The organism is Shewanella maritima (genome assembly GCF_004295345.1).
GTDB classification, from domain to species: Bacteria; Pseudomonadota; Gammaproteobacteria; order Enterobacterales; family Shewanellaceae; genus Shewanella; species Shewanella maritima.
Map to the genome: position 1 here is coordinate 4,143,429 of NZ_CP036200.1, position 22,891 is coordinate 4,166,319.

The 22,891-nt window shown below is 41.2% G+C and carries 27 protein-coding genes; 24 read left to right on the forward strand and 3 right to left on the reverse strand.

The annotated features are described in order from the left end of the window. The first annotated feature begins 1 nt into the window (after position 1). From EXU30_RS17525 to EXU30_RS17535, 3 genes are all read left to right on the forward strand, one after another. Positions 2-760: an SDR family oxidoreductase gene (locus tag EXU30_RS17525; RefSeq protein ID WP_130602215.1), complete on the forward strand. Its 759-nt coding sequence runs from the start codon at positions 2-4 to the stop codon at positions 758-760. Positions 761-918: 158 nt separating this feature from the next. Continuing rightward, a complete protein-coding gene (locus EXU30_RS17530; protein WP_165399044.1) occupies positions 919-1,146 on the forward strand; it encodes a hypothetical protein in 228 nt (75 codons plus the stop codon). Positions 1,147-1,184: 38 nt separating this feature from the next. Then, positions 1,185-2,093 carry a M14 family metallopeptidase gene (locus tag EXU30_RS17535; protein WP_130602217.1) on the forward strand — a complete coding sequence of 303 codons (909 nt, stop codon included), beginning with the start codon at positions 1,185-1,187 and terminating at the stop codon, positions 2,091-2,093. On the opposite strand, the gene EXU30_RS17540 is transcribed toward EXU30_RS17535, so the two are convergent. Together EXU30_RS17540 and EXU30_RS17545 are read right to left on the reverse strand one after the other, a co-directional pair. Beyond that, positions 2,059-2,712, reverse strand: coding sequence for a tyrosine-type recombinase/integrase (locus tag EXU30_RS17540; RefSeq protein ID WP_278044719.1), 654 nt, complete (start codon positions 2,710-2,712; stop codon positions 2,059-2,061). The genes EXU30_RS17535 and EXU30_RS17540 overlap by 35 nt on opposite strands. A gap of 166 nt (positions 2,713-2,878) precedes the next feature. Further along, complete coding sequence (locus EXU30_RS17545) at positions 2,879-3,337, reverse strand: phage integrase N-terminal SAM-like domain-containing protein (RefSeq protein ID WP_242620254.1); 459 nt, start codon at positions 3,335-3,337, stop codon at positions 2,879-2,881. Between the two features lie 368 nt (positions 3,338-3,705). Here EXU30_RS17545 and EXU30_RS17550 point away from each other — a divergent pair, with 368 nt between their 5' ends. The 18 genes from EXU30_RS17550 to EXU30_RS17635 all read left to right on the forward strand — a co-directional run bounded on the left by EXU30_RS17550 (position 3,706) and on the right by EXU30_RS17635 (position 19,288). Beyond that, the gene (locus EXU30_RS17550) at positions 3,706-4,317 is read left to right on the forward strand and encodes an immunity protein Imm33 domain-containing protein (RefSeq protein ID WP_130602221.1); all 612 of its coding nucleotides are present in this window, start codon (positions 3,706-3,708) and stop codon (positions 4,315-4,317) included. Between the two features lie 129 nt (positions 4,318-4,446). Then, positions 4,447-4,737 carry a hypothetical protein gene (locus EXU30_RS17555; protein WP_130602223.1) on the forward strand — a complete coding sequence of 97 codons (291 nt, stop codon included), beginning with the start codon at positions 4,447-4,449 and terminating at the stop codon, positions 4,735-4,737. Positions 4,738-5,246: 509 nt separating this feature from the next. Beyond that, positions 5,247-5,609, forward strand: a complete 363-nt coding sequence (locus EXU30_RS17560; protein ID WP_130602225.1) for a hypothetical protein — start codon at positions 5,247-5,249, stop codon at positions 5,607-5,609. Between the two features lie 137 nt (positions 5,610-5,746). Beyond that, complete coding sequence (locus EXU30_RS17565) at positions 5,747-6,016, forward strand: hypothetical protein (protein WP_130602227.1); 270 nt, start codon at positions 5,747-5,749, stop codon at positions 6,014-6,016. Beyond that, the gene (locus EXU30_RS17570) at positions 6,004-6,699 is read left to right on the forward strand and encodes a DEAD/DEAH box helicase family protein (protein ID WP_130602229.1); all 696 of its coding nucleotides are present in this window, start codon (positions 6,004-6,006) and stop codon (positions 6,697-6,699) included. Before EXU30_RS17565 ends, EXU30_RS17570 begins: the two co-directional genes overlap by 13 nt. 443 nt (positions 6,700-7,142) lie before the next feature. Further along, complete coding sequence (locus EXU30_RS17575) at positions 7,143-7,619, forward strand: hypothetical protein (RefSeq protein ID WP_130602231.1); 477 nt, start codon at positions 7,143-7,145, stop codon at positions 7,617-7,619. Between the two features lie 122 nt (positions 7,620-7,741). Further along, on the forward strand, positions 7,742-8,275 hold the full coding sequence (locus EXU30_RS17580; RefSeq protein WP_130602233.1) for a hypothetical protein: 534 nt from the start codon (positions 7,742-7,744) through the stop codon (positions 8,273-8,275). Positions 8,276-8,414: 139 nt separating this feature from the next. Continuing rightward, on the forward strand, positions 8,415-9,011 hold the full coding sequence (locus tag EXU30_RS17585; RefSeq protein ID WP_130602235.1) for a hypothetical protein: 597 nt from the start codon (positions 8,415-8,417) through the stop codon (positions 9,009-9,011). 550 nt (positions 9,012-9,561) lie between these two features. Then, positions 9,562-10,344 (forward strand): pyridine nucleotide transhydrogenase, encoded by a 783-nt coding sequence (locus tag EXU30_RS17590; RefSeq protein WP_130602237.1) that lies wholly within the window; start codon positions 9,562-9,564, stop codon positions 10,342-10,344. Next, positions 10,344-11,162: a sugar phosphate isomerase/epimerase family protein gene (locus EXU30_RS17595; RefSeq protein ID WP_130602239.1), complete on the forward strand. Its 819-nt coding sequence runs from the start codon at positions 10,344-10,346 to the stop codon at positions 11,160-11,162. Before EXU30_RS17590 ends, EXU30_RS17595 begins: the two co-directional genes overlap by 1 nt. After that, positions 11,159-11,509: an SMR family transporter gene (locus EXU30_RS17600; RefSeq protein WP_130602241.1), complete on the forward strand. Its 351-nt coding sequence runs from the start codon at positions 11,159-11,161 to the stop codon at positions 11,507-11,509. Before EXU30_RS17595 ends, EXU30_RS17600 begins: the two co-directional genes overlap by 4 nt. A 3-nt stretch (positions 11,510-11,512) precedes the next feature. After that, positions 11,513-12,631: an FAD-dependent oxidoreductase gene (locus tag EXU30_RS17605; RefSeq protein ID WP_130602243.1), complete on the forward strand. Its 1,119-nt coding sequence runs from the start codon at positions 11,513-11,515 to the stop codon at positions 12,629-12,631. Next, a complete protein-coding gene (locus EXU30_RS17610) occupies positions 12,631-13,635 on the forward strand; it encodes a glycosyltransferase (RefSeq protein WP_207234135.1) in 1,005 nt (334 codons plus the stop codon). The genes EXU30_RS17605 and EXU30_RS17610 overlap by 1 nt, the downstream gene beginning before the upstream one ends. Next, complete coding sequence (locus EXU30_RS17615; RefSeq protein ID WP_130602247.1) at positions 13,632-14,420, forward strand: glycosyltransferase family 2 protein; 789 nt, start codon at positions 13,632-13,634, stop codon at positions 14,418-14,420. The genes EXU30_RS17610 and EXU30_RS17615 overlap by 4 nt, the downstream gene beginning before the upstream one ends. Further along, positions 14,410-15,819 (forward strand): hypothetical protein, encoded by a 1,410-nt coding sequence (locus tag EXU30_RS17620; protein ID WP_130602249.1) that lies wholly within the window; start codon positions 14,410-14,412, stop codon positions 15,817-15,819. The genes EXU30_RS17615 and EXU30_RS17620 overlap by 11 nt, the downstream gene beginning before the upstream one ends. Positions 15,820-16,122: 303 nt before the next feature. Next, a complete protein-coding gene (locus EXU30_RS17625) occupies positions 16,123-16,518 on the forward strand; it encodes a universal stress protein (protein ID WP_130602251.1) in 396 nt (131 codons plus the stop codon). A gap of 64 nt (positions 16,519-16,582) precedes the next feature. Further along, a complete protein-coding gene (locus tag EXU30_RS17630; RefSeq protein WP_130602253.1) occupies positions 16,583-17,740 on the forward strand; it encodes a hypothetical protein in 1,158 nt (385 codons plus the stop codon). 153 nt (positions 17,741-17,893) lie between these two features. Continuing rightward, positions 17,894-19,288: an Lcl C-terminal domain-containing protein gene (locus tag EXU30_RS17635; RefSeq protein ID WP_207234081.1), complete on the forward strand. Its 1,395-nt coding sequence runs from the start codon at positions 17,894-17,896 to the stop codon at positions 19,286-19,288. 79 nt (positions 19,289-19,367) lie between these two features. Here the strand turns inward: EXU30_RS17635 and EXU30_RS17640 are convergent, their stop codons facing one another. Beyond that, positions 19,368-19,643, reverse strand: a complete 276-nt coding sequence (locus tag EXU30_RS17640) for an HU family DNA-binding protein (RefSeq protein ID WP_130602255.1) — start codon at positions 19,641-19,643, stop codon at positions 19,368-19,370. Positions 19,644-20,117: 474 nt separating this feature from the next. Between EXU30_RS17640 and EXU30_RS17645 the strand changes: the two genes are divergently transcribed. The 3 genes from EXU30_RS17645 to rplY all read left to right on the forward strand — a co-directional run bounded on the left by EXU30_RS17645 (position 20,118) and on the right by rplY (position 22,855). Beyond that, positions 20,118-21,428, forward strand: coding sequence for a L,D-transpeptidase family protein (locus tag EXU30_RS17645; protein ID WP_165399045.1), 1,311 nt, complete (start codon positions 20,118-20,120; stop codon positions 21,426-21,428). 390 nt (positions 21,429-21,818) lie between these two features. Beyond that, a complete protein-coding gene (gene mepK / locus EXU30_RS17650) occupies positions 21,819-22,370 on the forward strand; it encodes a peptidoglycan L,D-endopeptidase MepK (RefSeq protein WP_130602259.1) in 552 nt (183 codons plus the stop codon). 197 nt (positions 22,371-22,567) lie between these two features. Beyond that, entirely contained in the window at positions 22,568-22,855 is a 288-nt protein-coding gene (gene rplY, locus EXU30_RS17655; protein ID WP_130602261.1) for a 50S ribosomal protein L25, read from the forward strand. The last annotated feature ends 36 nt before the right edge of the window (positions 22,856-22,891 follow it).

The following is a 22,891-nucleotide window of genomic DNA, read 5'->3' on the forward strand; positions in this document are numbered from 1 at the left end:
AATGGAGTTGAAAGATAAAGTTGTCGTCATTACCGGTGGTGCTGGTGGTCTAGGGTTGGCAATGGCTCATGATTTAGCTGAGCAAGGCGCTAAGCTAGCACTAATTGATGTTGACCAAGAAAAGCTTGAGCACGCCTGTGCAAACTTAGGTGCTAAGACCGAAGTGCAAGGCTATGCTCTAGACATTACCGATGAAGAAGACGTAATGGCTGGTTTTCAGTACATCCGTGAAGATATGGGACGTGTTGATGTATTGATTAACAACGCGGGCATTTTACGTGATGGCCTGATGGTTAAAGCGAAAGACGGCCAAGTGACTAACCGCATGTCTTTTGACCAGTTTCAGTCGGTTATCAATGTCAACCTAACTGGTACTTTCTTATGTGGCCGCGAAGCCGCTGCCGCTATGATTGAGGGCGGTAACGCTGGCGTTATCATTAACATTTCGAGCCTAGCTAAAGCTGGTAACATGGGGCAGTCTAACTACTCAGCTTCTAAAGCTGGTGTTGCTGCTATGTCAGTGGGTTGGGCAAAAGAACTTGCGCGTTACAATATTCGCTCAGCAGCGGTCGCGCCGGGTGTTATAGCAACCGAAATGACGGCAGCAATGAAGCCTGAAATGCTGGAACGCTTAGAAAAAATGGTGCCAGTAGGGCGCCTTGGTGAAGCACAAGAAATTGCATCAACGGTTCGCTTTATCATTGAGAACGATTACGTTAACGGCCGCGTGTTTGAAATCGACGGCGGTATTCGGATGTAAGTTGCCTTGCAACATATTAAAAGCCGAGCTTGTGTAGCTCGGCTTTTTTGTGTGGCAGCTAGATTAGAGCACTACATTAATTAACACCGATCACTGTATACTGTGTGGCCTCTACTTATACACGTTTATAAAAACAATAATATTGCGGTGAATTTAAGATGTCGAAACTCGAAGCCATTTACAAAAAGCTCATGCTACTCGTTGGTATTGCTGGCGTGCTGGTTATCTATGGTGGCTTTTTGTATCTGTTATTTTCAGGCAAGCCCACCAGTGCCATTCCCTGGTTTTTACTCATCTCACCCTGGATATGTGTGTATTTCGGCCTAACACGCGTTCAACAAATCGCGGTGATAGACTGGTTTGCGGCCAAGTTCCGTAAGAAGTAGTTTCACCCACCCAGAATTCAAACTATAAAGGTACAGATATGTCATTTTACCCAATTGGTGTTCAAGGTCAGCCATGGACAGACGAGCACAAAGCCCAGTGGTTAGCGCAAACTTCAGTCAAGCGTAGTTATCAGCAAGAAGTGCTTACCAAGCTAGAGGCAGTAAGCGATGAGTTTGAACGCGTTCAATATGGCGCGCTGTCATACAATGTTGAGCGATTCCCACTTGTTGCTTTTAAGTCTGCCAATTGGGATGACGCGAAGAAAACAGTCTTAGTTACTGGTGGTGTGCATGGCTACGAAACTAGCGGTGTGCAAGGGGCTATCGCATTTTTGCTTAATGAAGCTAACCGCTACCACAGCGACTTTAACTTTATCATCGCCCCATGTGTTAGCCCTTGGGGTTATGAAACCATTAACCGCTGGAACCCTAATGCGGTAGATCCAAATCGCTCATTTTGTGAGATCAGCCCGGCAGAAGAGTCAGCAGCCTTAATGGCGCTACTACAAAAGCAAGTCAATAACACGGTTTTTGTGCACTTTGACTTGCATGAAACTACTGATACAGACGAGCTAGAGTTTCGCCCTGCATTAGCCGCGAGAGACGGCAAAGATTATGTTAAAGGCGTCATTCCAGATGGATTCTACTTGGTAGGCGATACCGATAACCCTAACCCCGCGTTTCAAAAGGCAATTAATGACTCGGTTGCAAAAGTCACTCACGTTGCACCTGATGATGACGGGCAATTAATTGGTGTCGATATTGAGCAATTTGGGGTGATTAACTACCCAACTAAAAAACTTGGGCTATGTGCTGGCATGACCAACAATCAATTCAACACCACTACTGAAGTATATCCAGATAGCCCTAAAGCAACACCGCAGCAATGTATTGATGCGCAAGTCGCCGCGATTATTGGCGGTTTAGATTATTTACTTGGCTTGTAGTTTGGGAGTCATTCGCAGTTAGAGTAATTTTGTCCAACGGGCTCGCGGTATAACCAAATCGTGAGCCTATAACATGCGTGTATAGTTCAGTTGTTTTTACATCAGTGTGACCAAGCAGCTCTTGCACTGTGCGTATATCTGCACCATTTTTTAGTAGCTCAGTAGCAAAGCTATGTCTAAAGGTATGCGCTTTTACTCTCTTAGGGATATTTGAAGCTAAAACTGCTTTTCTTAATTGTTTGCGAAAAGCGGTTTCATGAATATGGTGACGGCAAATATAACCGTCGTAAGGGTGATTGCAGCGAGTTGTAGATGGAAAGACATATTGCCATGAAAAATCCTTTGCAGCGTTGCCATACTTTTTCAATAATGAAGGCGGCAAAGATGCTAAACCATATCCCGCTTGTAAATCTTTTTGATGCTGCAGTTTAACACTATCAAATTGCGAGGCTAGCGCGTCGTGTAGAGATTGTGGGAGCAGCGTATACCTGTCTTTTCGGCCCTTACCGCGAAAAATAAACACTGTACTGTTAGGGCCTGTTGAACTTTCAAGATTATTTTTGCAGCTGCTTGTTGGAAATTTATACAAGGCAACGACTTTGATGTGTGGTTGTTCCACATGATAAGTCGTTAACGCAGTAGAAATGACAACAAGCGCTGCCGGAACGGTTCGTTTAAAAGCACTTTACTCATTGTTGCGTGCGAGTTTGTATAGGTGACTAGACGTCATCGCTCGCGCCGCGATTAAAGTGCTTTTAATTCGAACAAATTCTAATCAGCAAAGATCAACAGGCCCTCGCAAAGTTAATGTCTTTTATTCTTAGTCTGAGCGCTTCATTAATTCTCATGCCACAGCCATAAAGTAATGAAGCGATAAGCCAGTATTTCCCCGACATATTTCCCAGAATGGTTATTGCTTCAGAATGAGATAATACAGTAGGTATTTGCACTTCTCTGCTGGTAAACGAGTAGCGTAAGTTGGAAATATCGCGCTGGATGATATAGCGATATAGAAAGATCACCGCACATAAAGCCTGATTTTGTGTGGCGGCACTCACCTGACGATTTACTGCTAAATGATTCAAAAATCGCTCAATTTCTGGGTTGCCCATTTCCTGTGGGTGGCGTTTATCATTGAAAATGATGAATTGCTTTATCCAATGGAGATAAACTTTTTCTGTTTTGATGCTGTAGCGCCGAGTGCGCAACTCGGTTCTAACTGATTCTAAAAATGGGGATGGCATTTTTTACTCTCCAACTGCAGCTGTATATTTATACAGTTATAATTTAAAATCCAATATTTTCAAGAATCGCTTCTCGTTATGTAAGCAACAAAATTCTCGGTTTACAGAATGGGGTGCAGTTAAGATGTTGATTTTACTTGGTTTGAATGCTTTTAGTTAAATACATAACGAGACCAGATAATTCTCGGTTAAGTAAATTCTCGGTTTCTCTTGGGCTAGCGGCTATTGCTGTTGGTTAGTGATACTGGTAAGTTACTGGAATTATTAATTAAAAAGCGTATAACAGTTTGAGTTTCGGCGAAATGTTAATGGATTAAATCGGAATTCCTGCTAATACGCTGTTATCTGTAATCTAAATCGGGGAAATTGTGGAAGAAGAGAGTTGGCAATTGGAAAATGCGCAAAAGATCGCAGATGAATTTCCATATACATTCTACAAACCATCGCCTCAAGTGATTGATCAACTAGAGCCTGGGAATCAAGCAAAACTAATTTTCAGCTTCGAATCTGATGATCCTGAAGCGCCACAAGCTGAAAGAATGTGGGTTGAAATTGCGGGAAGGTCTGAAGATGGATTTTCCGGATATTTAGATAATGATCCTGCTTATATTAAGGATCTCAAGCATCGTGATCCACTTAAGTTCAAAGAATGTCACATTATAGATACCGATTTGAAAGACCCCGTCCCCTCCATTACGGAAAAATATATCAAGCGGTGTTTTGTTACAAACAATGTTCTTTATGAAGGGGAACCTGTTGGCTATCTGTATAGAGAAGCCCCAGATGACGAAACTGATAGTGGGTGGCGCTTATCTACAGGCTTGGAATCCGAAGAATATATGGATGATGCTGATAATATTTCATATGTTTCTCTTGGGGCTGTACTTCGAGTAGATGATAGCTTTGTAGATATTCTTGATAGTGATATCGGTGTTGAGTTTGGCCTTGATGAATCAGGAAAATTAGTTGTAATCGAGTAGTGAGATAACAAAGCCATGAAGGAATAGCCGGTAAAGACACACCGGCTAGGACGCCCAACACTTCGTTTGCCTTGTGTTGTCGCTGCGCTCCACCATAACACAAGGCAAACTACGTACTGGTCGCCCCTTATGGCGGCGTTATATGCTATGAAGAAAATATTGCCTCACATTGAAATCGGCCTAGATCAGTACGGTGCTGTAAAAGTAAGTATCGAAGATTATGAACTTTTCGATTTTATTGACGATTATGTAACTGAAACTTGCGATCTCGATTGGGAAGATAAGACTGTACATACTAATGCTCAAGGTGAAGTTCATACAATGTATTTCAATTTAAAACATAGCTTAGAGCAAGTTGAAAGTTCTTTATCAAAATTAAGTGTAAAAGAAATAAATAAAATTTATGCATTAAACAATTAAGTATGCATGATTCGCATATAACAAGCTGTTTAATCGGGACTTTTTATAGCCTGCTGAGTTCCGCTTCGCTACACATTTTAGCAGGCTGATAAAAAGCCCCTTAACAGGGCGTTATGTTTTAAGAGGGGTTTGTGAAATATCGAGCATTTGCTACAACAGGCTTTAGTGGTTTGCTTACCGCCAGTATTTTCACTTTTATAATAACTGGTACGGATTATTTCTCCGATTTCATTAGTTCAATATTTGTTATTACGTTTGTTTCGGCTCTATCAGCGTTTTTAGTTGTTAAAAAGTCACTTATTGCGCAAGTGGTTACAGGTGTTTCAGTTGCGTTCGCGTGTTGTGTTCTCGTTCTAATTTATGCAGTATCAAACATATAGGTTTAAGTAAAAACATAACAAGCTGTTTAAGCGCGGGACTGCTAAAGTTTGGCTCGGTTTCGCTTCACAAGTTTAGCCAAACATTATCAGCCCCTTAACAGGGCGTTATAAATACCTAAAGGATTGAGTATGGACGTTACATTTTTCGCAGAAAAAGAAGATTGTGATTTAAATAGTTTCGAAGAAGTCCCTGAAGGCTCAATTCTAGGTGGCGGGTGTTTTACCAAAGATCAAATTGGTGATTTACTTGGTTGCTTTGACTGTTCTGCATCCACTCTAAACGATAATCTATGGTTATTGCCTACGAGTTTTTCTGAACAACTAGTTACGATTGATGATGAGCAATTGAAAAATGCAGCAGTTCATTGGTCGGATGAACACTCATGGGTTAATACTAATGTTAACTCTATGGATTTAGCGGGTCATTTATTAGAATTGAAGTACGCATGCTTATCTCATTCAAATAAAAGAGTTTTCGCACTATTTGAGTAAGTATTTATAACAAGCGCATTAATGAATGGACGCATAAAGCTTGGCTGGCGCTCGTTCCTCGCTATATCTAGCCAAGCTTAATCCGCCCATTATGCGGGCGTTAGCTCTACAGTTAGGATTCACGGAGATCAGAAAAAGTGACTGAAGAAAATAAAGATAAGTGGTGGTTTCCTCTCTATGAGTTTGGAGTGCACATATTTATAGGAGTGGTAATATTTGTTCTGATTGCACTCCCTGCAATAGGATTAAACCTCTGGATTAAAAGCCTTGAGGGAACAGTTGACAATATCATCATCATTGGATTGGTTGGAGTAGAATATTTACTTTTCTTCGTAGACATACTTTTATTTGTAATTCATGTTGTCCGAACGTCACTTAAAGCAGGTAAAGCGTTATGGGAACAGTAAAATACATCATTCAAAGCATTCCTGATTTAGCCACCAGTGCTATAAGGTCATACTTTGAACCGATTTTTATGGCGCATTCATTTCTTAAGGGGCTATGCCTGCCCAGTTCTCCATCTACTTCAATTGTTAAGTCGGAAATAGAGAAACTTAAAGGTAACGCAGTCGGACGAGAATGGTATTCTATTCACCAAACCATAGATCAAGTCGCGCGTGATTCTTTTCAGAGAGCTGCGCTTCGTAAAACCAGAATAAACTGGTTGTATAGCTCATACAACGAGATCTATGAGTCACTGTTTGAAGAGTTGAATAGTAACAATGCAGCGTTTGGCGCTATTTCTCATAAATTGCTTGTAAGTGATTTAGTTGAATTGAAATCCCAGTTAGATGAGTCAGATAAAGAACACACATATAACATAATCATTCTCGATGAAGTGCACCACTCTATAATTGATAATAATTATGAAATATATGAAAAGCTATTTAATGAAACAAAGCATTTATCACTGGGGTTTACTGCTGCTAAGGTTTTTAGGGAGATGTCAAAAAGGGATGATTACATTAACTTTATGGGCTTATCTGAACCTTCAGACTTAGTAATTGGAGCAAAGGCTCTGCAACTTAAAATAGAAGAGTTTATTTCTACCATTCCAGAGCTAACAAGCAAATCAACCGGACGCGAATAAATCGCGCCGGTTATTTGGGCGTTAGCTCACTATCAAGGATTGTCGCAAAATGAATGACTTCGAAGGGATTATAGTACTTTTTATTTGTGGTTCTTTCGGGTTTTGGTTGACTTTTTGGCCTCTAGGTTACCAAAAGTTACTATTTGTTTTACTAAGCGTAATGAAATATTTTAGATTAAATGCAGGTGCAATTAAGCCCGATTTTTCTATAAGACCCAATCTAGTCAGATTATTTGGTAGTATTTTTTTACTAATATATTTTTGGGGCTTGTACATGGTATTTGCTGGTACATTACCTAATCAAAACTAGTTGGTGTATGTCAGCAAACTAACAAGCCAATTATGGCATGGACGCAAAACGCATGGCTTGCGATCCGTCGTCGCTAATTATAGCCATGCATTTATGCGCTCAATATTGAGGCGTCATAAGTACAGGGAATCCGATGAAGTTTTTAGGTGTATTTATCTTTTTCATATTTAGCTCAAATGCTGTAGCAGGCACACCTGCAACCCTTTCATATGAAGATGCTGAGAAAATGAAAATATCAGTATCTAAATGGTACGATATACCTGAAAAAGAGCGTACGTCACATAAAGAATACCTTTCATGTACGCCATTCGAGATATTGGTTCCTCTCGTTGATCAAAAACATCCTGACTTTACAAAGCTTATTTTCAGCTTTGAATTAATTAAGAACGGTAAAGTATTTCTAAACGGTAACTTGTCAACATCACCGTTTAAAACTGAACCAACAGGTGTTGGCACTGGATGCCTGCCTTTGGATAGTGAGTATCAAATTAATGTTACTTTCTCTTATAATCCAGAGTCTGGGATAACTATGTGCCCACCTGCATATACAATAAATAATTTTACAGCTTTTGTTGAAAGTGCTTATAACAAGCCAATCATGCGGGACTAAAAACAGTTTGCTCAGTTTCGCTTCACAGTATAGCCATGCATTTTCAGCCCCTTATTGGGGAATCATTATGTCTATGTTTTTACAAATTTAGTTGTCACTAGTTCTAGGCAAGGAAGTCAAAGATGAAACCATTCAAATTGCTATCGTTATCGGTTGTCGTTGTAATAGTTACTTTAGCACTGTCTTATGAAAAGATTATTTCTAGTATACTTTTACCTCAGTATGTTTCCTGGGCTTATGATGTTGATGCGAAAGGCTTGGAGGTTGGAGTTCCGCTTAAAGAGCGAGAGATTTTATTGGCAACTGAAATTGGAATTCAGAATCCAGAAAAAGTAAGAATCATCTATGTTGATGAAGTTCCTTTCCCTTATGAAAACTATGCCTTGAAAATTCTTGGCGAGGCACTTGGCTTTGTTGGCGAGGGAATTGTCAATGACGCTCAAGTTTTCGGTTATTCCATTTATGTCAGATCAGGTTACAAGTTAGATAAACCAAGACTGGCTCACGAATTAGTGCATGTGTTACAAATTGAACGATCGGACTTGGGAACAATTATTACTCAGCACTTCTCTGATCTTGCACAGTACGGATATCAGAACGCACCTTTGGAAGTTGAGGCGTTTAAAGCTAACCAAAAGTACAGTGGCGAGTATTAAGTAGCTATTAACTATTGAGTGTTCAAAAAATAAAACAAGCGCGTTAAAGCGAAGGGACTGCTAACGCCTGGCTCAGTTCCGCTTTGTTACACAAGTTTAGCGAAGCAGTATCAGCCCCTATTAGCGTGTTAGGTTTTCAATGAGATTACCCACATTCCCAGAGTTACTATTTGCTATATCTATGGTGTTCTTTATCGCTTTTGTATCGTCATTTAACTCTGAATTGTTGGGTGGCGAATCATTGTGCAAATTGAGCTTGTTAAGTGGAAAGCAAGCCAGTTGCAGCCTAAATGACAACTCGATCACTAATTTTCGCTTGGTTGTTCATTCTGGTGGTAGTACAGAAACGATAGCAATAAAAGTCCCTGTTTCTATAATTATTAGAACAAATGAAGAGACTATTAAATATGACAATATTTTGCCCAAAAACGCGAGTGCTGGCGCAGGACGTAAATATGAATCAAACCTAAACTATGGTGTATACGATCTGCCCAAGGGCTCAGTAAACATAAGTGTCAAGGCAAGCGATAACGTTAAAAGGCTATCATTGTTCAATGCAAAAATACTGAAAGGTGCCAATGATTATTATATTCATTTGCTAGGAATAACATTTCTACTAATTCTATTTTTCTCTATTTACAGTCGAAAGCGTATTTTTGTTAATGGTATTGGTAAACCATTGCCTTATTTACTTTATTTTTTTGTAGCAGTGTTAGTTTTAACATGGGCACGATGAAAACCGAACAAGTCAATTATTGATGGGACGGCTAGAGCTTGGCTTGTGTCCCTTTGTCGCTAATTTTAGCCAAGCATTTATGCGCCCAATATGGAGGCGTTGATATGACTCCCCAGGTCAAGCAAAACGCAATTGTTTCAGCCTATAAGTACTTTAAGTTTGGTTCTTCAATTTTTAGTTGAGTCAAGGCGATGATTAAAGCAAATCCCCATAAAGCATTGAAATATACTGCAGGTTAACAAGCAGTTAAGGGCACTGGCCGGGTACTTTGCCTTTTTGTTGACACTCTAGAGCATGTGCTTCCCTTTAACGTTTTTTACCTAAGCGCTAGTCGATAATGCCAACAGTGGGTTTGAGCAAACTCATTGCCAAAGTTCGTTGTTGCCTAGTTAACTGTTTATCTGTCTTTATATTACAAACTGGTTATGGTTTTGATAAAAAACTTTTAAATCATGCGGTTAACATACGCCCTAGTTTTTATGTATAGCTTGAGTTTAGCCACTTTGTTACAATCGCTATCAGTTTTTTATAGGGACTGGAACACACAAAAATGGCGAAGAAAAGCGCGTTAATAGGCTACAGTGGATTTGTTGGTAGCACTCTTCTAAAACAAAGTAAGTTCGACGAGTTATACCGTTCGACTAATATTGAAAATATTAGAGGTAACTCTTTTGGCACAGTTGTTTGTGCTGGCGCACCTGCGGTCAAATGGCTAGCAAACAAAAATCCTGAACAAGACCGCCAGAGCATTCAAGGCCTTATTTCACATTTGTCTACCATTAAGTGTGACCAGTTTATCTTAATCAGTACTGTTGATGTATTTAAGACGCCGCTTCAAGTTACTGAGTCAACACCAGTCGACACAGACAATCTTCATGCTTACGGGCTTCATCGGCATGAGCTTGAAGAGTTTGTTAAGTCTCATTTTGATAATTACCTTATTGTTCGCCTACCTGGGCTTGTCGGCCCTGGTCTGAAGAAAAACGTAATCTTTGACTTTTTAAATAACAATAATCTTGATGTTATTGATAGTAGGGGCGTTTTTCAGTTTTATCCTATGGTTAACTTGTGGTCAGACATTCAGGTTGCAATTAACAACAATATTGATCTACTTCATTTAACGGCTGAGCCTGTATCTGTTGGTGATATCGCCTCAGAGTGCTTTAATCTCGACTTTAACAATGAATTGACTAACCCTTCAGCAAGCTATGATTTTCAGACAAATCACGCAAGTTTGTATGGTAGTGAACTCGGTTACCAATACGCTAAGCGAGAAGTCTTTTTAGCTATTCGCTCTTATGCGCAATCTGAAGCGCTTAAAGAGGATATCTAATGCTATCTATTTCTAACATAGCGTGGGACGTCAGCCTAGACGATGATGTTGCCACACTTTTAAACGATCTCGGTGTTCCTCATATTGATGTTGCGCCTCCCAAGTACTTTAGTGTGCCAAGTGAGACGACGGCAGAGCAGGTATTAACGGTTAAGCAATACTGGAATGCTAAGGGGATTGAGCCTATTGGGATGCAAGCGCTGTTGTTTGGCACTGCGGGGCTGAATGTTTTTGGCGAAGAGGCCGTACAAGCTAGGTTGCTCGAGCATCTGACTCACATATGTAAGATAGGTGATATTCTTGGCGCAAGAAAATTAGTTTTTGGCTCTCCAAGAAACCGCGACCGTTCTCATTTGGATGATATACAAACTCAGGAAATGGCGATTAGCTTTTTTAGGCGCTTAGGTGACATAGCTAAAAGCAATAATGTTGTGGTGTGTCTTGAGCCTAATCCCGTGTGTTATCAGGCGAACTTTATGACAAATAGCCTTGATACTGAAGCTGTTGTGAGAGCAATCGATCATCCTCATATTCGCATGCAACTCGATATAGGCGCGATGTGTATTAATGAGGAGTCTCCTGCTGAAATCATTAAGGCGGTAGCGCCTGTCGTTCATCACATCCATATTAGTGAGCCTCAGCTTGCTCCACTGAACAAAGACAACTTGTTTCACCTTCAGGCAGCGGATGCGATAAAAACCTATTTGCCTAATATGCCGATGACTATTGAAATGTTAACCACGGAAAATAATGCGTCAATGGCAGAAATTAGCGCTGCAATCGAACTCACGCAAAACATCTATGGGAGTACTAGATGAAGTGGATAATATTGTTGTTAGGCATTTTGTCGAATGCATCTGCAAGTGTGTTGATTAAGGTTGCGATGACCGATAAGGCTTCGCCAATACAGCTTAGTAAACCATTATCTATTATTTGTAATTTGCCTTTGATTTCAGGGCTGAGTTTGTATTGCCTTGCGTTTATTTTGTACGCAGCTGCGCTAACGTACCTACCTTTGAACGTCGCGCACCCAACGTTAACCAGTGGGTCAATTGCTCTTGTCGCTATTGCTTCGGTTGTGTTTTTAGGCGAGCGATTTACTACGATAAATATTGTAGGAATTGTTTTGATTACTCTTGGCGTTGTCGCGTTAACAACGAAATAATCTATGAATAGTAATGTAGACATCACGATAATCGGTGGCGGCTTTTTCGGTTTATATTTGGCTGAGTATTTTGCGCTATCAAATAAAAAAGTATTGGTTGTTGAGAAGGAAAGTGACGCGATGCAAAGGGCGTCATATATCAATCAGGCCAGAGTTCACAATGGGTATCATTATCCTCGTAGTGTGCTTACTGCATTACGTTCCCGCATTTCGTTCCCGCGATTTGTCGATGAGTTTGAATCATGTATTGATAGCGATTTTGACAAGTACTACATGATTTCAAACCGCCTCGGTAAGGTGAGTCCGAATCAGTTTGAAAAGTTTTGTGACCGTATCGGCGCTTCTCATGAGCCAGCAAGTTCTTCAATCCATCAGTTAGTTAATCCCAATATGATTGATGGCATTTTTAAAGTAAAAGAATTTGCCTTTAACTCGGTAATTTTAAAGGAAACCATGCTCAACCGTTTAAAAGACAAGAACGTTGAGATTATGTTTGAGCATGAAGTGACGAGCGTTCAGAAGACAGCGTCATGCTTAGCGCTGACGATTAGCGGTGGTGACGACGTGAAAACGGTTTCGAGCAAGCAGGTTTTCAACTGTACTTACTCGATGTTGAATGCTGTTTTGTCAGAGTCTCAAATTGACCTTATTCCGCTGCGACACGAAATGACTGAAATGTGCATCGTCGATGTACCAGATGAATTGAAGAACCTTGGGATCACAGTGATGTGTGGCCCATTCTTCTCCATTATGCCTTTCCCCGCGAGACAGCGGCATTCACTTAGTCATGTTCGTTACACGCCGCACTATGAATGGGATGACAGCAATGACAGTGCATACTTAAATGCACACAAAATAGCGGTGGAAAATGTAAGAAAAACCGCGTTTAGAAAGATGAAGCTTGATGCTAGAAGGTATATCCCTATTTTAGACGATATCACTTATGAGGATTCTTTGTGGGAGGTTAAGACTATTCTCCCTCGAAGTGGCACGGACGACTCTAGACCGATTTTGTTCAAAGCGAATTATGGCTTAGAAGGTTTCCACTGCGTGATGGGTGGGAAAATTGATAACGTATATGACGTTGTGCAAACAATTACCGAATTAGGATTAAACGAGTGATGAAGAGTGATACTTTTGTCTCTGTTGTGTTGGTTGTAAATAATCAAACAAGTAAGTTGATGGCATTCATCGAAAAATTGTCACCATATTTAGAAAACAACCTCAATGACTATGAAATAGTCATTATCGACCAGCATTCTACGGATGGTATGGAAGCTGAGTTGTCTAAGTCGCTTACAACTTATCAATCGATAAGGCACATTCGTTTGGCACAGGAAGAGCCTGTCGATGTGGCGCTTGCAGCTGGACTTGAAAACGCGATTGGCGATTTTGTTATCAACTTAAATGTTGAATCAGACGCCGTTGATATTATTTTGCCATTGATAGAAAGTGGCCTGTCAGGACACGACATTATTGTATGTACATCTAACAAGGTGACATCTCCACTGTATAAAGTCGTAAGACGTCTATCTCGTCGTTTGCTTAAATCTATTGGCTATACCTTGCCACACAATAGCACTGGTACCTTTTGTTTCAGTCGCCGAGCGGTCAATGCAATTACCGAGTCAGGCAGGTTTTATTGCAAGCTGCATATGCGAATGGCCAATGTGGGTTATAAGCTTCACTCATTCGATGCGACCAAGTATTTATACAGTTTTAGTAAGAAAAGCCTTATTAGTGGCGTAACAGAAACGCTTCACCATATGGTGTTTAACTCAACTAAGCCTCTTCGCTGGATGAGCTTTTTGGGCGTGATGGGCAGTATGCTGGCGATGATATATTCAGTTTACAGTTTACTCGTTCACTTGGTTAACGACACGGTTGCTTCAGGGTGGACGACAACGATTCTATTTATGTCTACGCTGTTTGCCATTTTGTTCACCATGCTGTCGTTCTTTGGTGAGTATCTTGCTCGACTACTTAGCGATCGCAGTGAACATAAAGAATATAACGTGGTGTATGAGCGTAATAGCTCGGTGATGCTGAATGAGAATAGAAGCAATGTCTTGTTTACATCAACAAATAACGAAATAAACAATAGTCAAACAGGAAGAAACAAATGAGTGTGATTTCAGAGCATCACGAAATCCCTAATTATGAGGAAGTTTTTACGTCAGCCAAGCAGCATGACTATTGTGTCGCCATATTCGTCATTAACGAGGGTGAAAAATTACGCAAGCAGTTAGAAAGAATGAACGACTGCAATCTCAATGTAGACATTGTGATATCTGATGGTGGAAGCACTGATGGTTCAACCAATGTAGACAGCTTGCAAGCATTGAATGTAAACACCTTACTGGTAAAAAAAGATGTGGGCAAACTGGGTAGTCAAATGAGAATCGCGTTTTCTTGGGCGATGAATAAAGGCTATAAAGGTGTGGTTGTTATTGACGGTAACAACAAGGATAGCGTTGAGAGTATTAATGATTTTGTGGTTAAGCTGGAAGAGGGCTACGATCACATCCAAGGGTCACGCTTTATCCCTGGTGGCAAGGCAATTAACACTCCCGTATCTAGGCTTCTAGGGTTAAAGCTGCTGCATGTGCCAATGATTAGGATGGCGTCTGGCTTTAAATATACTGATACCACAAATGGTTTTCGTGCCTATAGCCGTAAGTTATTGCTAGATGACAATATGGCGGTGTTTAGAGATGTATTCACTAGCTACGAATACCATTACTATCTGGCAATTGAAGCGGCAAAACAAGGTTTTAAGTGTATTGAAATCCCAGTCACAAGGGCATATCCGAAAGGTAAAGTCCCGACTAAAATCTCTCCCATTAAAGGTAACTTAGGCGTTATTGCTACCCTGTTTAAGGTGTGCTTTAGAGGTTTTAATGTTAAGTAAGCAACAATTCGTGGGCTTAGCATCGCAAGCACAGGCAAAGCATATACACTTTGCCTTTTTCGCTTTCTGCTTGATTATGTTGTTGGCGCTGTATTTGCTGCCAGGATACTGGTATTCACCTGACAGCTTCTCTTATTATGAGTTGTCCAAAACCTTTTTTGGTGATGTTGGCTTTTATGAGCCAAATACGATTAGAAGCTATTTTAATTTAGAGCAATCAGCGGCGTTCCCACTGCTTTATCCACTCTTGTTGGCTAGCTTGAACTTTCTGTTTTTTGACAGTTACTTAAGTGCGCCTTATTACAACGTCATTCTCACCTGTATATCTTACTTTTTGTTGATAAAAGTATCATCTCAATATACGGAGAATAAGTTCTTATCTGCAGCATTTGCGTTAGGTGTGACCTTGTTTCCTGGCTATGTCGACGAAGTATTAAGTGGCAGAAGTATTCCATTGAGTATGGTGCTGTTTTTGTCATTTATTGTGTTATTTCAAAGTCGAAAGTTTAGTTTTGCCGCTTTGTTGTTGGGACTATGCTGTCTAGTTAGGTTTGATATGTTGGCGTTAGGGCTATTTGTTTCGCTGTATTTTTCATATCAATCTAGAAGTGCTTTGCCGACATTGTGCTTTGTTTTAGGACTAACGCCCTGGATGGCATACAGCCTCACGTATTTCGATAGTATCTGGGTATCTGATAACTCATGGGTTGTAAAGTCCTCGGTGCATGCCTATGTAACTGATTTTCCTGCTAGCGCAACATACACAGTGTTTAATGACACGATGACTTGGTTGCAAAAGGTCACGCTAAATTACTTGAAAGGTAACTTGTACTTTTTACGTGCTTTTTTGGGTAACTTTGTTTTGCTGTACCTGTTGGTTTTATTTATTAAGCATAAGCAATATTCGAGGCTCAGTACCAAAGAGGGCATATTTTACTTCCTGCTAATTAACGCCTCTTTAGCGCCATTTTTTCTGTCTGGATATTTCGACAGCAGATACTTTTACCTACCAATATTAATGCTTGGGTTGTTATTTTTGCACAAGGGTATTGATCAAAAAGTGACTAAATCAACGGTTGCCTTGATGGTGGTGTTAGTGATGGTGCTACCACTTTCCAAGATCACTAAAGGGCTGGGTAATTATGCAGAAAATACCACTAAGCTGGAGCTGAGATTAAGCGATATAGCGCATGTTAGCGCGATGCATCAAGGTGAACTAGATGTCACTTATTTTATCAAAGAGCGAGACGATGGTTTGACCGTTGCACCTATGTACGGTGCACTGACCGGTAACAAGGTTGCGTTAATCCCAGGGAATCTTGAGACGGTTAATCGACAACAACTCGATAGTTATCTTGGTAAAAATAAGCATGTTAGTTTAGAGGATTTGAATCACTAAGCGCATTATTGAAGCTTTATATAGTCAATACGGTTCGATTTGAACTTAACAAAAGCAGCTCTTATTAGGAGCTGCTTTTTTGTACCAGAGTAGTTGGCCTAGGGTGTTGTGGTAGTGATTTTGCTGAATTTTTAATCTAGCTCAAAGACTTGATATGTTTATATTGTTAATTTCATCTGATAACGCTAGTTTAGCTATATCTAATTGATTTGATGGTAATTAGGCTTGCGTGACCGTCAGCTTGTTACATGAGTCTATTCTAAGAGTCATGGTCGTTGTCACTGTGTTTAAAAGGAAGTTGGTATGTACAAAACAATCTTATGTGCTGTAGAAGTTGGCGAAGAAGGCGATGCGGTGATCGCAAAAGCGAAACAGCTTGCCGAAAAATTTGATAGCGAGCTTATTTTGATCAGCGTACTGCCTTACAGTTTTTTGCCCAAGGACTACCAAAAAGAACTTGAAGATAAAGCAATCCCTGAGTTTGAAGCATTTGCGTTAAAGCATGATGTTGTGAGTAAAAAAAGCATATTGAAAGTGGGTAAGCCTTACGTGGTGATTTGCGATCAAGCTAACTACATTAATGCTGATCTAATTGTCTTAGGTACACATTCCAAGTCAGGCATTAGCTCATTATTAGGCTCAACGGCTACAGGTGTCAGCAATCAAGCCCATTGTGATGTGTCATTGGTTAGGATCTAAGGTTGTTCGCTATCTGCTTCTCACGATGATATCTCGTTGAAGCAGTCATTCATTAAGGGAACTAATGAAGTTATTTAAATCAACCGCTAAATATCAGCAGGCGTTTACATCAAAGCATAATGATGTCACAGCGTTTCATGCCGCGCCCATTGACATCAGCTTGATGGATTATGCTGAGATGTTTTGGTTTAAATTACCTGCGCTGGTGTTTGGTAGAACTTATTACCGTTTGCAGCGTCATTTTGATAAAGGACCGTCGAAAGATCTTGATGCTGACAGCTTATATCAGTTGATCGCAACTACAGGGCTTGCAAGATATGTGAGAGGTGATGAGTTAGATCTCGCTTATTTTGCCAATATCAATATGCCGAGCGCATTGATAAAACTTGATCATAAGTCCCATAGAGCTATGCCTGTCGCGGCTGATAATGAGAGTGAAGCGCAAACTATGGATAGGGCTCAGCGGGCGTGTTTTTTAGCTGTGCCAATTCACTATCATTCGTTTGTGCATTTTCACGCTCCTACAGCTATGGCGGTTTATGCTGCAACCCTGCCTAAAAGTCACTTTAAACACTTCTTGCAACGCCATAGCCGTTACACCTTGGTTTATAACAATGGTGGTATTGATTTGGCTAGCTCTAGCTATATGTGTCAAACCTTGTTGCCTGATTATACCAATCACAGGGCGAGTGATTCGATTTTGGCTCGGGTGCAGCAATATTGGAATATTACAAAACAAACCAAGCCAGAATTACCTTTGGCAAGGGAGATTGCTAACCCTGAAAACTTTGTAATGGACTGGCATGTTGAAGCGAAAGGTGGATTGCCATTTGAGCAAAAAATTCGCCGTTTTTACGGACCTATTCGAGACTATGTGCTTAAACAAAACTTCAGTGAGCAAGAGTTACAAGCTTTTTCTGATTGGTTTAGCGAGCATATTTATCCTATTCCTGAAGAGTTAAGAGCTACAGCTGTGCCGCTAACTTATCTAGTTTGGAGTAATTCAGTGGTGCACTCACTCGAGCATGCTGAATATTACAAATGGAAAGCCTATGCACGTTATGGCTCGCAGTCTCATGACGAGTCTTGGTATCGTTATTTTATGAATGCGTTCACTAAGCCCTATGGTTCGTATTTTCGCGATGAGAAGTTACAGCGATATGTACCTGAGATTAAGGGCATCGAAGGCGCTGGTGACTGCTACGTCTCAATTCAGTTTTGATTTGTGACTAGCTTGCATTAACTCGCTCGTACTCTTCGAACAACGCCACAAACACTCCTATTTATCTGCATTATCTCTACACACTCCTTGCACAATTAGTCGATAACCTAGCTCTTAGTGAATAGTCAGTTTGAGTTAAAGCGGGAGTAGGGCATGACACGAATTATCCCTTTGAGTGGTTTAGCCTTTGTTGTAGCCAGTTTAATGTTGTCAGGCTGTGGACTGGATGAGATTTATGCCAGCTCAGATGATGACGGCAGCAGTGATGACACCATTACCAGTGCAAATTATGCCATCGTCGATACTGAGCAAATCGCTTGTTACGACAACCTCGTCGATATTATCTGCCCAAGCGCTGGCAACAACTTTTACGGTCAAGATGCGCAGTTAAGCCGAAATAGCCAAAGTTATACTGACAACGGCGATAGCACAGTGACAGATGATGTGACCAATATTATGTGGACCCAAAGCACTGACACCAATGGCGATGGCAGCATTGATATTTACGATAAGTTATCATCAGATGACGCCACAAGTTACTGTAGTAATCTGACCTTAGCTGGCTATTCAGACTGGCAACTACCTAACATCAAACAGCTGTATTCGTTGATGAATTTTCAGGGCACAGACCCAACCTCGGATGATCAAACCTACCTTAAAGCCTTTATTGACCAAACCGTATTTGATTTCTCCTATGGTGACACCGCCAATTCAGAGCGCTTGATTGATGCTCAGTACGCTAGCACGACCAGCTACGTGAGTGCTGAGGCAGGGGACTTGTTATTTGGGGTTAACTTTGCCGATGGACGTATCAAAGGCTATGAGCAGCTTATGTTTGGGCAAGTGAAGACTTATTACGTGATGTGCATGCGTGCTAACACTGGCTATGGCGAAAATGATTTTATTGATAACGGTGACGGCACGGTGACTGACAATTCGACCCATTTGATGTGGATGCAAGCCGACAGTGGCAATGGCTATACCAGTGGTTTCAATTACAAAACAGGTTTGGATTTTGTGCAATCAGATAGCGGTGATTTTATTGCGCTTGCTGATGATGCTGAGCTTAAAGGTGCAATGACTTGGCAAGATGCCTTGGATTACGCTGAGCAAATGAATAATGAAGGGCACCTAGGCTATAACGACTGGCGCTTGCCTAATGTGAAAGAACTGCACAGTTTGGTTGATTACTCGCGCTCGCCTGCCACCGATTCCAGCGCAGCCATTGACCCTGTTTTTACTAGTATCATGATATTCAACGAAAATGGTGAAGCCGATTACGGCTTTTATTGGAGCAATACTACACACGCAACCAATGGCAGTTTTTATGACGACGGCTTTTACGGCAGAGCCGGGGCATATATCGCATTTGGTCGAGCGCTGGGTTATAACGCAAATCAAGCTGAATGGGTTGATGTTCATGGCGCGGGAGCGCAGCGGAGTGATTTAAAGCAATGGGATGGTGAGGATTATAGTTTAGGTTTTGGCCCGCAAAATGACGCAATTCGAATTTATCATTATGTCAGGCTAGTGAGAGATGCTAGCTAGCGGTCGGCCCAGTGGATTTTGATAGACCCTAATGGTGATAATCAATAGGGTCTATATAGCTAAGTGCAAAGCGTATTGGTTAGCTGTTCACTTGTTCCTTTAGCTTTGGCGCAGGTTTGAAGCTTGGTTGGTTAAAACCATCAATTTCGATGCTCTCGCCAGTTTGCGGGTTACGTCCTTGCTTGGCAAGGTGATATCTCAATTCAAAGGTGCCAAACTGAGGTACATATACTTTTTCGCCTTCGGTTAAGGCTTGATGAATAGTCGCTAGGATCTGTTCTAACTGAGGTTTTGTTTGGGCATGGGAGATTGCCATCTTGGCTGCCATACGCTCAATGAGCTGTTTCTTATTCATTCGCGGCTACTTCAACACCTGTGCTTAAAACATGAGGTCGGTCTTTATAGCAGCCATTGCGAATCAAACCTAGTTAATTAGCGTTTATTAACCTGACAGCTGGCGCGTATGCTGTTTTTTGCGGCGAATTGACTATATAAAAAATTTTTTTGGCCTCATCTCCCTAAAAGGTATGAAGTTTTTCGCGAGTAAACGAACTGTCATAATATTCGCCAAAATCTTTGCCATACTTTAAGTATGAAGAGATTTGTTGTTTCATTATTTACAGCGTTTTCGTTCGGCCTTACGTCCTTTTGTGTCAGGTTATACCCCCGCTCAAATCTTCAAAGTCAATTGGTTGCTAATAGGTTGATTGCTCAAGTGAATGCTAGGGCATCTGGGCTAAAATGCGCCTTAACGGTTTTGTTCGCGGCCTTAGCGATTGGCTTAGGTTTCGCTTCGTCAGTTAATGCGCAGTCATTAAGCGAGCGTAGCTTGACGCAACATGTGCAATTACTGCAGCTAGCATACCCAAGCGCCAGGCGCGCGCATTATCTTGATATACTTCAAGGTCAGTCCTATGCCGATAAGCTTGAGTTTCAAGATGAGATTATTAACGACATAGTGAGTTTTTGGTCTGAGCGTCAGGTGAGCCTGCCTTATCATCAGCTTAATTTTCATCATGTGCCGTCAACTCAGGTTATCGCCATGGCAGTTGAGCCGCAGGTAGAAGATTATCTCGCCGTGCAAAACGCAATTCGTAAACTATTGTGGCTACAACAACAGTCTAGTTGGGCAGCAATTGAGCCAGGTGGATTGCTTAGGCAAGGAGATAGCCATAAAACCATCAAGGCGATTACTCAAAGGCTGCAATTGTTGGGTGACTTAGTTACTGAGATAGAAGCTGAGTCTGTTTACAGCACAGAGTTGATGCTTGGCGTGCAGCAATTTCAAGCGCGCCACGGTTTGAAAACAGATGGGGTGATTGGCCCTAAAACCTTGTACTGGCTCAATCGAACGCCTTATCAAAAGGCGCAGCTTCTTGCACAAAGCTTTATAGAAAAAACTATTTACCTTGCCAGCATTGGTGATAGATATTTACTGGTCAATATTCCTGCTTATAAGCTACACCTAGTTGATAACAACCAGCTAGTGCTAACTTCAAGAGTCATTGTGGGTAAAGCCTACCGACAAACGCCTGTATTTCAGGGTGAGATTTCTAATATAGTCATTAATCCGACCTGGACAGTGCCGCGAAAACTACTGCGCCGTGATTTATTGCCAAAAATCAGAAAAGACGGCAATTATGTGGTTGATGAGCAGTTCGATGTTTACGATTACTCAGGCAACCGAGTTGCTAAAGAAGCTGAGCAGTGGCAACAGGAGGCCTCTGGGCGTTTTCCTTATCGATTAGTGCAGCGCCCCGGTAAACACAATGCGCTGGGACGTTATAAAATCCACTTTCAAAATGATCTAAACGTGTATCTACATGATACGCCAACACCTGAGTTGTTTAATGAGCCTCAACGCGCGTTATCATCAGGTTGTGTGCGGGTTGAGTCGATACAAGAGCTTGCCAATTGGTTTGCTGATAACCTGGTTGAAGACCAACGCACCTGGCAGCGGTTACAGTCAGATTATGAGACTACTCAATGGTTCTCGCTCAAACAAAAACTACCAGTCCATTTTGTTTATTGGCCAGCCTGGGTTAATGACCAGCAAGTGGTGCAATATCGCGATGACATCTATCGTAAGCTGGTGACGCCTGTACCCACAAAAATTGCACAAAATAGCCTTGCGCGCTAATACTAGCGTCAATTTTAACCTCAACACTGCGAATACCCCCATCTAACACCTCACATCTAGCATCTAGTTTTGGGAATGTGTACTTAGATGTGCAACCACAGTTTTCTTGTTTCTTTCAAAAATTGTGTTTTACCTAACAGCGTTCACGCATGGCTGTAATTAAAAGGTTGCAGGTTTGTGATCTTGATTGTGATTTAGTTCCTAAAGTGAAAATGAGCTAAAAATTAACCAAATTAGCTATTGGTGATAAATGGCTAATTCTTATGATGATAATGGTAAAACCTGCATTTTTACTGGTTTTAAAAGCTTAATGAGCACTTGCAATAGTTTTCACTTCCGTATAATTTGCCCGTGATTCGAATAAAAAAACAGCAATTATATGGTGCGTTAATGTCTTTAGAGTGTGTTGCCCGCAGGCAAGTTTTGTTTGGGTTAGGTGGGGCTGCCCTGGTAAGTATGTTACCTAAAACCGCTAACGCGAGTCGTTCGACTCAAGGTGTTAAACAGTTAAGCTTTTATAATCGTCACACTGGTGAGCGTATCCAAGGTGATTTTTGGGTAGACGGCCAGTATCAAGCCAATATTATTACCGAGTTCAATCATCTATTGCGCGACCACCGTCAAAACGTGGCAGCGCCAATGGATAAGCGGTTGTTTGAGTATCTGTATAAGCTTCAATCAACGCTAGATACCGATGGTGAGATCCATGTGATTTCTGGCTACCGTTCACCAAAAACCAATAACATGCTGGCAGCTAAGAGCAATGGCGTGGCTAAAAAGAGTTATCACATGAAAGGCATGGCAATGGATATTGCTATTCCTGGCGTGAGCACTAAGAATTTGCGTGATGCAGCTATGTCGTTAAAGCTCGGTGGGGTTGGCTATTACCCTAAATCTGGTTTTGTGCATGTAGATTGTGGGCCTGTTCGCGCCTGGGGTTAACTGTTCGATTGCTGGCTCGCGATACTGATGATAATTAACTCATATAATTGCTTGTGAGGGCTCTGGGGCTATGTTAGTATTCGCGCCTCAATTTGTCTGAAGCAGATTGGTTTAGAGTCATACACATATGCGTTATTGGTCGAAAATGACGTTTATCCCTGATGACATCTCAAATTTTTTATATAAGTGAGTTAATCATGTCTTACACTATCAATGCTGAAATCCGCACTGAAATCGGGAAAGGTTCGAGCCGCCGCCTACGTCACGAAGGTAAAGTACCAGCAGTTATCTATGGCCCAGGTAAAGAGCCTGTAGCTATTACTCTTCTTCACAAAGATATCATCAACATCCAAGTGAACGAAGACTTCTACACTACTGACCTAACTATCGTTTTAGATGGTAAAGAAGTGAAAGTTCGCGCTCAAGCTATGCAACGTCACGCGTTCAAGCCAATGGTTGAACACATTGACTTCAAATACGCTTAATAGCTGTTTGCGAAAAAAAGCGCCTTAATGGCGCTT

What these genes read in the sequence shown, in the direction of transcription:
- EXU30_RS17530 (WP_165399044.1), top strand. Translation starts at nt 919, where the DNA reads ATGTCGAAACTCGAAGCCATTTACAAAAAGCTCATGCTACTCGTTGGT.
- EXU30_RS17585 (WP_130602235.1), top strand. Translation starts at nt 8,415, where the DNA reads ATGAGATTACCCACATTCCCAGAGTTACTATTTGCTATATCTATGGTG.
- EXU30_RS17615 (WP_130602247.1), top strand. Translation starts at nt 13,632, where the DNA reads ATGAGTGTGATTTCAGAGCATCACGAAATCCCTAATTATGAGGAAGTT.
- EXU30_RS17600 (WP_130602241.1), top strand. Translation starts at nt 11,159, where the DNA reads ATGAAGTGGATAATATTGTTGTTAGGCATTTTGTCGAATGCATCTGCA.
- EXU30_RS17595 (WP_130602239.1), top strand. Translation starts at nt 10,344, where the DNA reads ATGCTATCTATTTCTAACATAGCGTGGGACGTCAGCCTAGACGATGAT.
- EXU30_RS17575 (WP_130602231.1), top strand. Translation starts at nt 7,143, where the DNA reads ATGAAGTTTTTAGGTGTATTTATCTTTTTCATATTTAGCTCAAATGCT.
- EXU30_RS17525 (WP_130602215.1), top strand. Translation starts at nt 2, where the DNA reads ATGGAGTTGAAAGATAAAGTTGTCGTCATTACCGGTGGTGCTGGTGGT.
- EXU30_RS17560 (WP_130602225.1), top strand. Translation starts at nt 5,247, where the DNA reads ATGGACGTTACATTTTTCGCAGAAAAAGAAGATTGTGATTTAAATAGT.
- rplY (WP_130602261.1), top strand. Translation starts at nt 22,568, where the DNA reads ATGTCTTACACTATCAATGCTGAAATCCGCACTGAAATCGGGAAAGGT.
- EXU30_RS17620 (WP_130602249.1), top strand. Translation starts at nt 14,410, where the DNA reads ATGTTAAGTAAGCAACAATTCGTGGGCTTAGCATCGCAAGCACAGGCA.
- EXU30_RS17570 (WP_130602229.1), top strand. Translation starts at nt 6,004, where the DNA reads ATGGGAACAGTAAAATACATCATTCAAAGCATTCCTGATTTAGCCACC.
- EXU30_RS17535 (WP_130602217.1), top strand. Translation starts at nt 1,185, where the DNA reads ATGTCATTTTACCCAATTGGTGTTCAAGGTCAGCCATGGACAGACGAG.
- EXU30_RS17590 (WP_130602237.1), top strand. Translation starts at nt 9,562, where the DNA reads ATGGCGAAGAAAAGCGCGTTAATAGGCTACAGTGGATTTGTTGGTAGC.
- EXU30_RS17580 (WP_130602233.1), top strand. Translation starts at nt 7,742, where the DNA reads ATGAAACCATTCAAATTGCTATCGTTATCGGTTGTCGTTGTAATAGTT.
- EXU30_RS17605 (WP_130602243.1), top strand. Translation starts at nt 11,513, where the DNA reads ATGAATAGTAATGTAGACATCACGATAATCGGTGGCGGCTTTTTCGGT.
- EXU30_RS17630 (WP_130602253.1), top strand. Translation starts at nt 16,583, where the DNA reads ATGAAGTTATTTAAATCAACCGCTAAATATCAGCAGGCGTTTACATCA.
- EXU30_RS17555 (WP_130602223.1), top strand. Translation starts at nt 4,447, where the DNA reads ATGGCGGCGTTATATGCTATGAAGAAAATATTGCCTCACATTGAAATC.
- EXU30_RS17625 (WP_130602251.1), top strand. Translation starts at nt 16,123, where the DNA reads ATGTACAAAACAATCTTATGTGCTGTAGAAGTTGGCGAAGAAGGCGAT.
- mepK (WP_130602259.1), top strand. Translation starts at nt 21,819, where the DNA reads ATGTCTTTAGAGTGTGTTGCCCGCAGGCAAGTTTTGTTTGGGTTAGGT.
- EXU30_RS17635 (WP_207234081.1), top strand. Translation starts at nt 17,894, where the DNA reads ATGACACGAATTATCCCTTTGAGTGGTTTAGCCTTTGTTGTAGCCAGT.
- EXU30_RS17640 (WP_130602255.1), bottom strand. Translation starts at nt 19,643, where the DNA reads ATGAATAAGAAACAGCTCATTGAGCGTATGGCAGCCAAGATGGCAATC.
- EXU30_RS17610 (WP_207234135.1), top strand. Translation starts at nt 12,631, where the DNA reads ATGAAGAGTGATACTTTTGTCTCTGTTGTGTTGGTTGTAAATAATCAA.
- EXU30_RS17545 (WP_242620254.1), bottom strand. Translation starts at nt 3,337, where the DNA reads ATGCCATCCCCATTTTTAGAATCAGTTAGAACCGAGTTGCGCACTCGG.